15 protein-coding genes are annotated in these 13782 nt (G+C 66.4%); 10 read left to right on the top strand and 5 right to left on the bottom strand.

All coding sequences use genetic code 11. From position 1 onward, the window contains the following. Window position 1: 1 nt before the first annotated feature. Window positions 2-1234, bottom strand: coding sequence for an efflux RND transporter periplasmic adaptor subunit (locus tag AC07WS_RS08880; protein ID WP_494728687.1), 1233 nt, complete (start codon window positions 1232-1234; stop codon window positions 2-4). Window positions 1235-1445: 211 nt separating this feature from the next. Here AC07WS_RS08880 and AC07WS_RS08875 point away from each other — a divergent pair, with 211 nt between their 5' ends. Further along, window positions 1446-3185, top strand: coding sequence for a putative bifunctional diguanylate cyclase/phosphodiesterase (locus AC07WS_RS08875; protein ID WP_494728686.1), 1740 nt, complete (start codon window positions 1446-1448; stop codon window positions 3183-3185). A gap of 27 nt (window positions 3186-3212) precedes the next feature. On the opposite strand, the gene AC07WS_RS08870 is transcribed toward AC07WS_RS08875, so the two are convergent. Further along, complete coding sequence (locus AC07WS_RS08870; RefSeq protein WP_494728685.1) at window positions 3213-4211, bottom strand: endonuclease/exonuclease/phosphatase family protein; 999 nt, start codon at window positions 4209-4211, stop codon at window positions 3213-3215. A 49-nt stretch (window positions 4212-4260) separates the two neighbouring features. On the opposite strand from AC07WS_RS08870, the gene ybaK reads away from it, so the two are divergent. The 6 genes from ybaK (at window position 4261) to AC07WS_RS08840 (ending at window position 8941) form a co-directional block, all read left to right on the top strand. Next, window positions 4261-4752, top strand: a complete 492-nt coding sequence (gene ybaK, locus AC07WS_RS08865; protein ID WP_494728684.1) for a Cys-tRNA(Pro) deacylase — start codon at window positions 4261-4263, stop codon at window positions 4750-4752. Between the two features lie 71 nt (window positions 4753-4823). After that, the gene (gene plsY, locus AC07WS_RS08860; protein WP_161097237.1) at window positions 4824-5453 is read left to right on the top strand and encodes a glycerol-3-phosphate 1-O-acyltransferase PlsY; all 630 of its coding nucleotides are present in this window, start codon (window positions 4824-4826) and stop codon (window positions 5451-5453) included. A gap of 78 nt (window positions 5454-5531) precedes the next feature. Further along, on the top strand, window positions 5532-6182 hold the full coding sequence (locus tag AC07WS_RS08855; protein ID WP_494728683.1) for a DsbA family oxidoreductase: 651 nt from the start codon (window positions 5532-5534) through the stop codon (window positions 6180-6182). A 133-nt stretch (window positions 6183-6315) separates the two neighbouring features. Next, window positions 6316-7368, top strand: a complete 1053-nt coding sequence (locus tag AC07WS_RS08850; protein ID WP_494728682.1) for a GGDEF domain-containing protein — start codon at window positions 6316-6318, stop codon at window positions 7366-7368. Between the two features lie 23 nt (window positions 7369-7391). Then, window positions 7392-7682 (top strand): DUF427 domain-containing protein, encoded by a 291-nt coding sequence (locus AC07WS_RS08845; protein WP_117011963.1) that lies wholly within the window; start codon window positions 7392-7394, stop codon window positions 7680-7682. 8 nt (window positions 7683-7690) lie between these two features. Continuing rightward, the gene (locus AC07WS_RS08840) at window positions 7691-8941 is read left to right on the top strand and encodes a metal-dependent hydrolase (protein ID WP_494728681.1); all 1251 of its coding nucleotides are present in this window, start codon (window positions 7691-7693) and stop codon (window positions 8939-8941) included. Here AC07WS_RS08840 and AC07WS_RS08835 read toward each other — a convergent pair. After that, window positions 8938-9798 carry an oxidoreductase gene (locus AC07WS_RS08835; RefSeq protein ID WP_494728680.1) on the bottom strand — a complete coding sequence of 287 codons (861 nt, stop codon included), beginning with the start codon at window positions 9796-9798 and terminating at the stop codon, window positions 8938-8940. The two genes, AC07WS_RS08840 and AC07WS_RS08835, sit on opposite strands and share 4 nt — an antisense overlap. Before the next feature lie 107 nt (window positions 9799-9905). On the opposite strand from AC07WS_RS08835, the gene AC07WS_RS08830 reads away from it, so the two are divergent. Next, window positions 9906-10832 carry a LysR family transcriptional regulator gene (locus AC07WS_RS08830; RefSeq protein ID WP_494728679.1) on the top strand — a complete coding sequence of 309 codons (927 nt, stop codon included), beginning with the start codon at window positions 9906-9908 and terminating at the stop codon, window positions 10830-10832. A 149-nt stretch (window positions 10833-10981) separates the two neighbouring features. After that, window positions 10982-11161 carry a hypothetical protein gene (locus tag AC07WS_RS08825; protein WP_494728678.1) on the top strand — a complete coding sequence of 60 codons (180 nt, stop codon included), beginning with the start codon at window positions 10982-10984 and terminating at the stop codon, window positions 11159-11161. Here AC07WS_RS08825 and tsaD read toward each other — a convergent pair. Then, complete coding sequence (tsaD, locus tag AC07WS_RS08820) at window positions 11158-12198, bottom strand: tRNA (adenosine(37)-N6)-threonylcarbamoyltransferase complex transferase subunit TsaD (protein ID WP_494728677.1); 1041 nt, start codon at window positions 12196-12198, stop codon at window positions 11158-11160. The genes AC07WS_RS08825 and tsaD overlap by 4 nt on opposite strands. Window positions 12199-12384: 186 nt before the next feature. Between tsaD and AC07WS_RS08815 the strand changes: the two genes are divergently transcribed. Then, entirely contained in the window at window positions 12385-12684 is a 300-nt protein-coding gene (locus AC07WS_RS08815; RefSeq protein WP_176360694.1) for a Rieske (2Fe-2S) protein, read from the top strand. Between the two features lies 1 nt (window position 12685). Here AC07WS_RS08815 and AC07WS_RS08810 read toward each other — a convergent pair whose 3' ends face one another. Further along, the gene (locus tag AC07WS_RS08810; protein WP_494728676.1) at window positions 12686-13744 is read right to left on the bottom strand and encodes a 3-deoxy-7-phosphoheptulonate synthase; all 1059 of its coding nucleotides are present in this window, start codon (window positions 13742-13744) and stop codon (window positions 12686-12688) included. Between the last annotated feature and the right edge of the window lie 38 nt (window positions 13745-13782).

Below are 13782 nucleotides of genomic sequence, written 5' to 3'. Positions count from 1 at the left end.
ATCAGCCTTTCTGCGCCAGCATGGCGGACTTGGCCGAATTGTTCGGCTGGGCCGGCGTGGCGACATTGGCCGGCAGCTTGACCTGGCTGCCCGGCTTGACGCTGTCGAGCTTGGAGACGATGACGTTGGCGCCCTGCGCCAGGCCGTCCACCACCTCGGCGTAGCCCTCGTCCTCGTTGCGCAGGCCCAGCCTGACCGGCTGCGCGACCACCTTGCCCTGTTCGATCTTGTACACCACCTGCTGGCCCTTCTCGGTGCGCAGCGCCGTCACCGGCACGATGGGCATGACGCCGGAGCGGTCGGTGACGATGCTGCCCTTGGCGAACATGCCGGCGCGCAGCGCGCTGTCGTCGTTCTTGACGGAGATGTAGACCAGCATCGCGCGCGAGCCGGCCTCGGTGGCCGGGTTGATGCGCGCCACCTTGCCGTTGAAGGCGCGGCCCTGGAAGCCGTCGACCTTGAACTGCACGTCCTGGCCCACCTTCACGCGCGGGATTTCGGAGGCCGGCACCTGCGCCTCCAAGGTCAGCTCGGACAGGTTGACGATGCTGTAGACCGGCATGTCCGGCGCCAGCTTCTCACCGGCCTGCACATGGCGCTTGCTGACCACGCCGCTGATGGGCGCCTTGATGACGCCGTCGTTGAGCGCGATGCGGGCGATCTCCACCATCGCGGCGGCCGACTTGACGTTGGCGCGCGCCAGGTCGACGCTGTTCTGCGTCGCGTCGTAGGCGGTCTGCGAAATGAATTTCTGTTTGAGCAGGGCCTGGCTGTTGGCTTCGTTCTTGCTCGCCAGCGACAGCTTGGCCTGCGCCTCGTCGAGCGCAGCCTGTTGCTGCTGCAGACGGGCGCGCAGGTCGGCCTGGTCGATGCGGGCCAGCACCTGGCCGGCGGACACCGCCATGCCTTCCTGCACCGTGGTGGCCTCCACCACGCCCGAGACCTTGGACTTGATGGTGGCCGAACTCAGGGGCGCCAGCGAGCCGGATAAGGGCAAGCTGACCGCCAATGATCTCGCTTCGACCGCCGCGATGTCGCCGCTGGACAGTTCGAAGACTTCCTGCTTCTTTTTATCGTCCTTGGCCGCTTGCGCCGGCGCAGCGTCCTTCTTGCTGTGCATATAGGTCCAGCCGCCGCCGGCCAGGCCGACGAGCAGCAGTGCCGCCACGATCTTGCTGGTGCGATGGACGCGCACCGTGGCTTGTGGGGAGACGGGCAAGGTTTCAAGTTTCATATCGTTCTTCTATCAAAAGGTCGCCACGGCGCATGTTGGCACTCTAGGAATTTTCAAGGCCGGCTGCCAGCGGATTGCGACGGGTGGTGTAAAAACACGGATGAACTGCAAAAACGCGGGATCGAGCGCGTTTGACCAAAGTCAATGGTCGATTCCCGCCAGCGGCAAGAATGAACAAGGCCTGAGAGGGCGATACGCCGGAGAGGGCCACGTGGCACCAGCAGACGACAGCAGCAACGCGGACTTTCTCGCGATGTACCGGCAAACCAGCGACGCGCTGCTGCTGTTGCAGGACGGCTACGTCGTCGCCTGCAATCCGGCCGCGCAGGCGCTGTTCGAATGCAGCCAGCCGGACCACTTGCTGGGGCTGAGCCTGGTCGATTTGTCACCATTGCAGCAGGCCGAGGGCGTGCTGTCGGCGCGGGCGCTGGCCGATCTGCTGGCCGAGGTCGCACGCGACGGCAACCGCCAGTTCGAATGGTGCTGCGTGGGTTGCGGCGGGCGCCAGTTCTGGACCGAGGTGTTGCTCACCGCCATAGGCCCGCAGCGGCTGTACGCGGTCGTGCGCGACATCTCCTCCCGCAAGCAGGATCAACTGGTGCTGTACCTGGCGTTGCTGGCCGACGTCGCCGACCGCCGCCGCTCGGAGGAGCAGACCCGCCACCTGGCCGAGCACGACTTCCTGACCGACCTGCCGAACCGCGTGCTGCTGCTCGACCGCCTGAGCCTGGCGTTGGCGGCCGCGCGCCGCAAGCGCAGCCGGCTGGCCATCCTGTTCCTCGACCTCGACCGTTTCAAGAACATCAACGACACGCTGGGCCACCACGTCGGCGACCAGCTGCTGCGCGAGGTGGCGGCGCGGCTGGTGCGCTGCGTGCGCAGCGTCGACACCGTCAGCCGGCAGGGCGGCGACGAATTCGTCATCATGCTGGCCGAGATCGGCGGCATCGACCAGGTGGCGCACGTGGCCGAGACCGTGATCGGCGCCATCGGCCAGGAGTTCGTGCTGGAGCCGCACCGGCTGCACGTGAGCACCTCGATCGGCATCAGCATCTACCCGGACGACGGCGCCGACATCGACATCCTGATCCGCAACGCCGACCTGGCCATGTACCACGCCAAGGAAAACGGCCGCAACGGCTTCCAGTTCTTCAGCCCCGAGATGAACGCGCAGATCGTCGAGCGGGTGGCGTTCGAGAACGACCTGCGGCGCGCGCTGCGCGAGCAGCAGTTCGTGCTGGAGTACGAGGCCCAGGTCGACATCGCCAGCGCCCGCCCGCTGGCGGCGGAGGCCCTGCTGCGCTGGCGCCATCCTGTGCTGGGCCTGCTGCGGCCGGAGCGTTTCATCGCAGTGGCCGAGGACTGCGGCCTGATGGTGCCGATCGGCCAGTGGGTGCTGGAGCAGGCTTGCCGCGAGGCGCGGCGCTGGCAGCAGGCCGGCCATCCGCTGACGGTGGCGGTCAACCTGTCGCAGACGCAGTTCCTGCAACGCAACCTGGCCGACAGCGTGGCCGCGGCGCTGGCCGCCTCCGGCCTGGCGCCGGAGCTGCTGGAGCTGGAGCTGACCGAGGCGGTGATCATGAAGCATGTGGCGGCGGCGCCGGCCACGCTGCGGGCGTTGCGGGCGCTGGGCGTGCGGCTGGCGATCGACGATTTCGGCACCGGCTACACCCGGGTGGGCCACCTGCGCGAGTACCCGTTCGACAAGCTCAAGATCGACCGCACCTTCATCAGCGACATCGGCGGCGACGGCGCGGCGCCGCCGACGGTGGTGGTGGCCATGATCGCGATGGCGCGCAGCATGGGCTTGACGGTGCTGGCGGAAGGGGTGGAGACCGAGGCGCAGCTGCGCTTCCTGACGCAGCACGGCTGCCACCAGTACCAGGGCCGCTACGTGGCGCAGAACGGCCTGCTGGACGGCCTGGACGGCATGCTCGACGGTTCCGCCTGAGTCATTCCCGCCTGCGCGGGAATGACGCTACAGCGCCTCGGCCGGGTCGCGCGCGCCGTACAGGCGCAGCCGTACCAGCACCTGGCCGTGGTCGGACGCTTCCGGCTTGTCCTGCAGCAGATGGTCGTTCAGATAGGTCACGTCCAGCACCTCGCCGACCGCGTAGCGCGAGGCCGGATTGAATTCCTCCGACACCAGCACATGGTCGATGGTCATGTAGTGGCCCTCGTGGATGTTGGTGTAGCCGAGCTGGCGCAGCGAGCCGCGTTCGAGCTGGATCTGGTTGCAGTCGAACATGCGCCCGCTCAGCTCCTCGCCCGGCAGGCCGGCCGCACCCGCGCCCATGACGATGGCGGTGGTGACGGCATCGGCCGTGTCGTTGAAGTCGCCCAGCACCACGCGCGGCCGGCGCGCGCTGCTTTCGAGCTGGCTGATCAAGGCGCGCAGCGCCACCGCCTCGGTGCCGCGCCGGATCAGCGAGCGCAGGTTGGCCTGCGCGTACTGCATCGGGTCGGCGCAGTTGTCGCCGCTGCTGTAGTCGGGGCGCTTGGATTTGAGGTGGACCACGATCACATCGACGATGCGCCGGTCCGGCAGCAGCACCTGGGCGTGCAGCGGCGCGCGGGCGAAGCGGTCGGCGTCGCGGCTGCCGGCCGGCAGCGCCACGCCGTCGGGGAAGGCGCGGTACTCGGCGGCCGGCGCCGCCAGCGGCAGGCGCGACACCAGCGCCACCTGCGGCACCAGGCGCGCGGCGCCGGTCAGCGGATCGGGCGCGGAGTCGAAGCCGGCCAGCGTGGCGTCGCGGTAGCGGGCGCTGTGGGCCAGCACGTCGCGCAGCGCCGCCAGCGAGAAGATTTCCTGCAGGCCGATCACGTCGGCGTCGAGCTGGTCCAGCTGCTGCGCCGTCCACAGGACTTTCGCTTGGTACTGGTCCTGCGTCAGCGGCTCCAGATTGTCGTACAATTTCGCCCCAGGCTGGGAAAGATTGCAAACATTGAAAGTGGCAAAGCGAATTTCCTGCTGCATAATGAGCAACTCCCGATCGAACATTTACTTCACAAGCAGCGTATCACGCATGGCTAAAAAAGAGCACATCTCCGAAACCCCCGCGACCCAAATGCTGCGCAAGCACAAGGTGGCCTTCAGCGAGCACCCCTACACCTACGAGGAGCACGGCGGCACCACGGTGTCGGCGCGCGAACTGGGCGTGGACGAACACCACGTGGTCAAGACCCTGGTCATGCAGGACGAGGCCGCTAAACCCTTGATTGTGCTGATGCACGGCGATTGCAAGGTCTCGACCAAGAATCTGGCGCGCGGCATCGGCTGCAAGTCCGTCGAGCCGTGCAAGCCGGAGGTGGCCACCCGCCACAGCGGCTACCAGATCGGCGGCACCTCGCCGTTCGGCACCCGCAAGGTGTTGCCGGTGTATGTCGAGGATAGCATTCTTGCGCTGGAAACGATTTATATCAATGGCGGCCGCAGGGGCTATCTGGTCGGCATCGCGCCGCGGGTGCTGGTCGATTTGTTGCAGGCCAGGCCGGTGCACTGCGCGCTGGCCGATTAGTTGGCTGATTGGCCGCCGGCAGTGTATATTCAGCGGCCCCCAACGGGCGTATGACAACTTTTGAGGAAATAATGAATACAGTTTGGATGACCGTCGCCGCCTATCTGATCGGCTCGATCTCGTTTGCCGTCGTCATGAGCAAGTTGTTCGGCATCGCCGATCCGCGCACCTACGGCTCGAAAAACCCCGGCGCCACCAACGTGTTGCGCAGTGGTAACAAGGGTGCGGCCATCATGACCCTGGTCGGCGACGGCGCCAAGGGCTGGCTGGCGGTGTGGCTGGCGATGCGCTACCAGGACCAGTTGCAGATCGGCGACGCCACCATCGCGCTGGTGGCGATCGCGGTGTTCCTGGGCCATCTGTGGCCGGTGTTCTTCCGTTTCGTCGGCGGCAAGGGCGTGGCGACCGCGCTGGGCGTGCTGCTGGGCCTGAATCCCTGGCTGGGCCTGGCCACCCTGGTGACCTGGCTGGCGGTGGCGTTCGCGTTCCGCTACTCGTCGCTGGCCGCGCTGGTGGCGGCGCTGTTCGCGCCGTTCTACTACGGCCTGCTGTTCGGCGTCGAGCCGCAGCTGTTCGCCGTGTTCGTGATGAGCGCGCTGTTGGCTTTCCGTCACAGCAAGAATATTTCCAATTTGCTTGCCGGCAAGGAAAGCCGCATCGGCAGCAAGAGCAAGGACGCCGTCAAGGCCAAGAAAAAGTAAGGTCATCCCCCGTCCCGGCGCTTGATTTCGCGCCGGGCGTCGCCATATGCTGAAAATTCTGTTTAGCAAAGGCACATCATGAGCACTCCCCTGAAGATCGATTTCGTCTCCGACGTTTCCTGCCCGTGGTGCGCCATCGGCCTCAAGGCGCTGGACCAGGCGCTGGCCAACATCGGCGACGAGGCGGAGGTGAGCCTGCACTTCCAGCCGTTCGAACTCAATCCCAAGATGGGGCCCGAGGGCCAGGACATCGTCGAGCACCTGAGCGAGAAATACGGCTCGACCGCCTCCCAGCAGGAGCAGGCGCGCGAGATGATACGCGCGCGCGGCGCCGAAGTCGGCTTCGATTTCGCGATGGGCAAGCGCAGCCGCATCTACAACACCTTCGACGCCCACCGCCTGCTGCACTGGGCGGAGCTGGAGGGCCGGCAGAAGGAGCTGAAGGAGGCGCTGTTCGGCGCCTACTTCACCCAGGGCGACGACCCCAGCTCGCACGAGGTGCTGCTGCGCGTGGCCGGCGAGGTGGGGCTGGACACCGGCGCCGCCGCCGAGGTGCTGCAAACGAACCGGTTCGCCGACGAGGTGCGCGAGCGCGAGCAGTTCTTCCAGCGCCACGGCATCAACTCGGTGCCGGCCGTGATCATCAACGAGCGCCACCTGATCTCGGGCGGCCAGCCGGCCGCCGTGTTTGAAAAGGCCCTGCGCGAGATCATGGCGCGGGCGGCTTAAAAAAATCGGCGCGGCGGGGGCGAGTGCTCCCGCCGTCCTTGTTTTGCGATAAACTGATCGGGTAGCACCATAGCTCGGTCCCGCGTCACGCCGGGTGCCCAAAAAAAAGATCGACGTCGCTACAGGGAGGCCTATGCTGGCCGCAGAAAAAGTACACACGCTGTCCATCGCCCGTCCGCAGGCCGACCAGTTCCGGCTGGCTGCACTGCACCGTTACCACATCCTCGACACCCCCGCCTGCGAAGACTTCAGCTTCCTCACCGAGCTGGCCGCCAAGGTGTGCGAGGTGCCATATGCCTTCATCTCGCTGGTGGACGCCGAGCGCGTCTGGATCAAGTCCTGCGCCGGCATGCAGCTGGGCGAGCTGCCGCGCGGCGAGAGCTATTGCTCGCTGGCGGTGCTGGGCGAGGCCGCCACCGAGATCCCCGACCTGACGCAGGACTTCCGCACCGCCCACATGACGCTGACGGTCAACGCGCCGTTCATGCGCAGGTACAGCAGCGTGGCGCTGACCTCGTCGGACGGCTTCGCGATCGGCACGCTGTGCGTGATGGACACCAAGCCGGGCGCCCTGAGCGTCGAACAGCACGCCACGCTGGTCAAGCTGGCGCGCCAGGTGATGGCGCTGATCGAGCTGCGCGCCAACCAGAAGACGCTGGAGTCCACCGTGCGCGAGCTGGAGCAGCTGGCCACCACCGACGAGCTGACCGGCCTGCACAACCGCCGTTCGCTGCTGCACCGCCTGAAGTTCGAGACCGCGCGCGCCAAGCGTTTCCGCTCGCCGCTGTCGGCGGTGATGATAGACCTCGACCACTTCAAGCGCATCAACGACGAATACGGCCACGCGGTCGGCGACCAGGTGCTGGCCAGCGTCGGCCGCCTGCTGCGCGAGAGCGTGCGCGTGATCGACGTGCCGGGCCGCTACGGCGGCGAGGAGCTGTGCGTGATCCTGCCGAACACGCCGGTTGAAGGCGCCTGCAAATTCGCCGAAAGCCTGCGCGCCAAGATCGAGGCGCAACTGCACTACGCCGGCCCGCGCCTGCTGCCGGTGACGGCCAGCCTGGGCGTCGGTTCGTTCGACCACATGGAAATCGCCGACGCGGAAAGCCTGCTGCGCCAGGCCGACGCCTCGCTGTACCGCGCCAAGCACGCCGGCCGCAACCGCGTCGAGTGCGGCCCCACCTGACACCGAAACCGAAAGGAATCCACATGCCCACCGCCACCTGGAACGGCGTCGTCATCGCGCAGGCGAAGGACGACGAGGTTGAAATCGTCGAGAACAACGTCTACTTCCCGCCGTCCAGCGTCAAGCGGGAATACCTGCAGGCCAGCGCGCACACCACGCGCTGCCCGTGGAAGGGCCTGGCCAGCTACTACAGCCTGAACGTCGACGGCAAGGTCAACGAGAACGCCGCCTGGTACTACCCGGAGCCGTCCGAGAAGGCCGCGCAGATCAAGGACCACGTGGCGTTCTGGCGCGGCGTGGACGTGCAGCGCTAAAGAGGTACATGGACAATATCACCCACAGCATTATCGGTTTCGGCGTTGGAGAACTGGTGCACCGCAGCCTGCCTGGCGAGGCGGATGCGCCGTCGCAGCGGGTGCGGCATCGGCTGCTGCTGGTGTCCTGCGCATTGGCCAGCAATTTCCCCGATCTCGATCTGGTCCTGAACAAGCTGCTGCCCGATCCGCTGGGTTATCTGCTCAATCATCGCGGCCATACGCACACGGCCTTGCTGTTGCTGCCGCAGGCCTTGCTGCTGGCGGCGCTGCTGTGGTGGTGCTGGCCGTCGGCGCGGGCGCTGTTGAAGGCCAGCCGGCCGGCGCAGCTCGGCCTGGCCCTGAGCGTGGGACTGGGCTTCGCGCTGCACCTGCTGATGGACTTCACCAACTCCTACGGCATCCATCCGTGGTATCCGTTCACCGGGCGCTGGTTCTACGGCGACATGGTGTTCATCGTCGAGCCCCTGTTCTGGGTGGCGATCGGCGTACCGATGGCGCTGATCATGCGCTGGCGTTCGCTGCGCATGCTCGGCCTGGCTTGCCTGTTTGCCGCGCTGGTGGTGTTTGCCGCCAAGGGCTATCTGGCGTGGACCTCGTTTGTGGCGCTGCTGTCGATCGCGGCCGCCTGCGGCGCGGCGCAGTGGCGCGCCGGCCCGCATGGGCGCGCCGGTCTGGCGCTGGCGCTGGCCGTCAGCGCCGGCTTCATCGCGCTGCAGGGCGTGGCCTCGCACTACGGGCGCGAGCAGATCAGCGTCGCGCTGCTGAAGGCCGATCCGGGCGTGCGCGTGATGGACGTGGCGATGACCGCGTTTCCGTCGCAGCCCTTGTGCTGGTCGTACGCCAGCGTGGAGGCCAATGAGAAGCAGGGCTACTACCGTCTGCGGCGCGGTGTGGCCAGCCTGGCGCCGGCGTGGCTGGCGCCGATGGCTTGTCCGGCCGGCCTGGTCGGATCGCCCGAGGCGGTGCTGGCCTTGTCGCCGGGCGTGCAGCAATTCGGCACGGTGCTGGCCAGCCTGCCGGCGCTGCGCATGCTCAGGGACGAGAACTGCCAGGTGGACGCCTGGCTGCGCTTCGCCCGCATGCCGGCGTTGAAGCTGGCCACCGGCGACCTGGCCGACTACCGCTTCGCCACCACGCCGCGCGGGAACTTCACCACGCTGCATGCCACGCGGGCCGTGAAGTGTCCCGAGGGCGTGCCGGCCTGGGGCTATCCGCGCGAGGACTTGCTGTCGCTGCACCCGCCGGGCAAGCTTTAAGCGGCCTTTTGCCGCGTATCGAAATCGGTCGATACCGCCAGCTCCAGCCACTGCGCCATCTCGGCTTCGACCGACAGGTTCTTGGCGCGCACGCGCTCCACCGTGTCCGAGCCCAGTTGCAGGCGCACCGGCGGCTGCGCGCTGTCGGCCAGTTGCAGCAGGGCGCCGGCCAGCTTGGCCGGATCGCCCGGCTGCTGGTGATTGACGCCGGCCGCGAACTCGCGCATCGCGCCGACAGTGGCGGCATAGTCGCCGATGCGCTCATGGGTGGTGGCCAGCGACGAGGCGTCGAGGAAGTCGGTGCGGAAGAAGCCCGGCTCCACCACCGTCACATGGATGCCCAGCGGCGCCAATTCCATCGCCAGCGCCTCGCTCAAGCCTTCGACCGCGAACTTGGTCGAGCTGTACAAGCCCCAGCCGGCGAACGCTGTATAGCCGCCCACCGACGAGATGTTGATCACGTGGCCGCCGCCTTGCTTGCGCATCGCCGGCAGCGCGGCGCGGGTGACGTTGAGCAGGCCGAAGACGTTGGTGTCGTACAGCGCGCGCACCTCCTCGGCGCTGGCTTCCTCCACCGCGCCCAGCAGGCCGTAGCCGGCGTTGTTGACCAGCACGTCGATGCGGCCGAAGCGCGCCAGCGCCTGCTGGACCGCGGTGACCGCTTGCGCCTCCAGCTTGACGTCCAGCCGCAGCGCCAGCAGGTTCGGATGGTCGCCCAGCGCGGCGGTCACGGTGTGCGGATCGCGGGCGGTGGCGACCACGAAGTCGCCGCGCGCCAGCGCTTGTTGCGCCGTCAGCACGCCGAAGCCGCGCGAGGCGCCGGTGATGAACCATACTTTTTGTGCAGTGCCAGTCATGATCGTTTCCTTTGGATGGGTGAGTTGGTAGCGTGCAGTGTAGGCAGGGGCAAGCTGTTACACTAGCCATAGGAAAGCTGTTTGATTATCACCTTTTGGTTGTAAATATGGATAAAGCCCGAGTCCTCAGTTTGTTCATCGCCGTCGTGCGCGCCAAGAGCTTCAGCCAGGCGGCGGTGGATGCCGGCCTGACGCCGCAAGCGGTCAGCAAGGCGGTGCGGCAGTTGGAGGTGCACCTGGGCGTGCGCCTGTTCCACCGCACCACGCGCAGCCTGAGCCTGACGGAGGAGGGCGCCCGCCTGTTCGAGCTGGCCAATCCCGGCCTGCGTCTGCTGGACGAGGCGCTGGACCAGGTTCAGAACAGCCGCCTCGAAGTCGACGGCCTGATCCGCATGGTGGCGCCGATGTCGATCGGCACCACCGTCATCATTCCGCTGCTGCCGGAGTTCCAGCGGCGCTTTCCGGGCGCGCATTTCGACGTGCAGCTGGACGACCATTTCACCGATCTGGTGGAGAACAAGATCGACGTCGGCTTCCGCGCCGGCAGCCCGCCCGAGCGCAACCTGGTGTCCCGCAAGCTGGGCGAGATTCTGCTGGTGCCCTGCGCCACGCCCGGCTACCTGGCCGCGCACGGCACGCCGCAGACGGTGGACGATTTGCAGCAGCACCGCTGCACCGGTTTCCGCCGTCCCAGCACCGGCCGTTTGATGCCTTGGGAGTTGCAGGTGGACGGCACGACCGTCTATCAGGAAATGCCGGCGGTGGCCAGCTTTAATACGGTGGAGGGGGAGTTGACGGCGGTGCGCAGCGGCCTGGGCATCGGCCAGCTGCCGGTTTTCATGATCGAGGCCGAACTGGCCAGCGGCGCGCTGGTGCCGCTGCTGCCGCACACGGCCAGCGCCAACAGCGGGGTGTTCATGTACTACCAGCAGCGCACCTTGATGCCCTTGCGGGTGCGGCATTTCATCGATTTCATCGCCGAGTGGGTGCCGCAGCTGCTGGCCGCGCAGGGGCGCGTCCTCAAGCCCGCCTAGCGGGCCAATTGCCCAGCCGTATCGTGTCGTATGTTTGCCACAAAAAGGCCTAGAATCAAGTCGTATAGGCTACTTTTGACTTAGATGGTTGGCACGACAATTGCATTGCCCTCCAGAAAGGAACATGATCGACACACATGGAGGCTGTTATGAATACCGCAACTGAACATAAATCAAACAACACAGTGGCCCACGAATCGTCGTCGGACGAGCATCGCCTGCGTAGCGAGCGCATCGCCGCGCGCGGCGTGCATCTGGGCCAGGGCAAGCTCAAATACCTGCTGGCGCTGGCCGGCTTGGCGGTGCTGGCCTCGGTCGCGTTTGCTTAAACGACCTTGATGTCGTCCAGCGGCCAGCGTGGCCGCACGTTGAACGAGTAGTCCTTTTTCGCCGCGTCCGGGTTGATCATCAAACGCATGGCCCCGGCGAAGGCGATCATCGCGCCGTTGTCCGTGCAGAATTCCAGTTCGGGGTAGTAGACCTTGAACTTCTTTTTGGCCGCCGCCGCGTTCAGCGACGCCCGCAACTGCGAGTTGGCGCCCACGCCGCCCGCGATCACCAGCCGCTTCAGGCCGGTGTGCTTGAGCGCGGACACGCACTTGGCGGTCAGCACGTCGACGATCGCGTCGACGAAGCCGCGCGCGATGTCGGCCTTGTCCTGCTCGCAGATATTCGCGATGACCTTTTCCTCGTGGTTCTTCACCACCGTCAGCACCGCCGTCTTCAGGCCGGAGAAGCTGAAATTGAAATCCTTGGTATGCAGCATGGGGCGCGGCAGCTTGTAGGCCGTCGGATCGCCGAACTCGGCCAGGCGCGAAATCGCCGGGCCGCCCGGATAGCCCAGACCCAGCAGCTTGGCCGACTTGTCGAACGCTTCGCCGGCCGCGTCGTCCAGCGTTTCGCCCAGCAGCGTGTACTGGCCGACGCCGTCCACCCGCATCAGCTGCGTGTGGCCGCCCGAGACCAGCAGCGCGATGAAGGGGAACTCCGGCGGCTGCGCCGCCAGCAGCGGCGACAGCAGATGGCCTTCCAGGTGGTGCACGCCCAGCACCGGCTTGTCCAGCGCCAGGCCCAGGCTGCACGCCACCGACGAGCCCACCAGCAGCGCGCCGGCCAGGCCGGGGCCCTGCGTGTAGGCGATGGCGTCGATGTCGGCCAGCGTCTTGCCGGCGCCTTCCAGCGTTTGCGTCAGCAGCGGGATGGCGCGGCGGATGTGGTCGCGCGAGGCCAGCTCCGGCACCACGCCGCCGTACTCTTCATGCATCGCCACCTGCGAATACAGGGCGTGGGACAGCAGGCCGTGTTGCGTGTCGTACAGCGCAAGGCCGGTTTCGTCACAGGAGGATTCGACGCCGAGAACGATCATGGAGGGAGCACAAATGAAAAGAGGAATCCGCCATTGTAATGGAAAGTGCGTGCAAGCATGCACCACGGCGGGTCCGGGCCGCACTGGCGGAGTGCGGAATTTTGCCGATCGGTCAGGAATTGGCGCGGTTTTCGTGGCACCGCTTTTGCTTAGACAACCAGGGTGAGTTGACTAGGGAGGCGCGCGATGTCTGGACGATGGAAGCTGATTTGCAAACTCAAGGATGTGCCCGTCAGCGGCGCGCGCCTGGTGCCGCGCGGACTGGCCTGGCAGGAGTTGCCGGGCGTGGCGCTGTTCCGTATCGGCGAGGAGGAGGTGCGGGCGGTGCTGGAGTCCGACGAGCCGGAGCCGCGCCGCTACTCGGTCAAGGTGGAGGACTGCAGGGTGTATCTGGACCTGGATGAACTGAGCGCCCCGGCCAGCCAGGCCGAGGCGGCGCTGGCGGGGGCGTTTGGCGTGGCCACCAGGGTGATGGCCTTCGGCTAGCTTATGGACGGTGCTTGAGCTGCTTGTGCGCGTCGCGCAGCATCTGTTCGGTGGTTTCCCAGTCGATGCAGCCGTCGGTGACCGAACAGCCGTACTTCAGCTGGCTCAAATCTGCCGGGATCTTCTGGTTGCCGCCGACGATGTTGGACTCGATCATCACGCCCACCAGCGACTGGTTGCCCTGCACGATCTGGTGGATGACATCGGCCATCACCAGCGGTTGCAGCTCAGGCTTCTTGTAGCTGTTGGCGTGCGAGCAGTCCACCACCAGGTTGGCCGGCAGCTTGGCCTTGGCCAGCGCCTGCTCGGCGATGGCGATCGACACCGAATCGTAGTTCGGACGGCCGTCGCCGCCGCGCAGCACCACGTGGCCGTAGGCGTTGCCACGCGTGCGCACGATCGCCACATTGCCCTGCGCGTTGATGCCCAGGAAGGAGTGCGGATGCGCCGACGACAGGATGGCGTTGATGGCGATGCTGATGTCGCCGTCGGTGCCGTTCTTGAAGCCGACCGGCGTCGACAGGCCTGACGACATCTCGCGGTGGGTCTGCGATTCGGTGGTGCGGGCGCCGATGGCGGTCCAGGCGATCAGGTCGCCCAGGTATTGCGGCGAGATCGGGTCGAGCGCCTCGGTGGCGGTCGGCAGGCCCAGCTCGCACACGTCCAGCAGGAACTGGCGCGCCTTCTCCATGCCGACGTTGACGCGGAAGGAATCGTCCATGTCCGGGTCGTTGATATAGCCCTTCCAGCCGGTGGTGGTGCGCGGCTTCTCGAAATACACGCGCATCACCAGCAGCATGGTGTCGGCCACTTCGGCTTGCAGGGCCTTCAGGCGGCGGGCGTAGTCCAGGCCGGCGACAGGGTCGTGGATCGAGCAGGGTCCCACGACCACGAACAGGCGCTTGTCCTTGCGGTCGATGATGTTGCGCAGGGCCTCGCGGCCCTTCATCACGGTGTCCGAGGCGCTGTCGGTCAGCGGCAGCTTGCTGTGCAAGGCTTCCGGCGACGGCATCGGCGCGAACGAGGTGACGTTGATGTTTTCGATATCTGGGGAGATCATGATTCTCTACGTATATTTATTGCGGGGGAGGGATAGTG

Source organism: Duganella sp. GW821-FHT01E12 (genome assembly GCF_059422325.1).
Note: the sequence above shows the minus strand (reverse complement) of the source record. Positions and strands in the feature narration are given on the sequence as shown.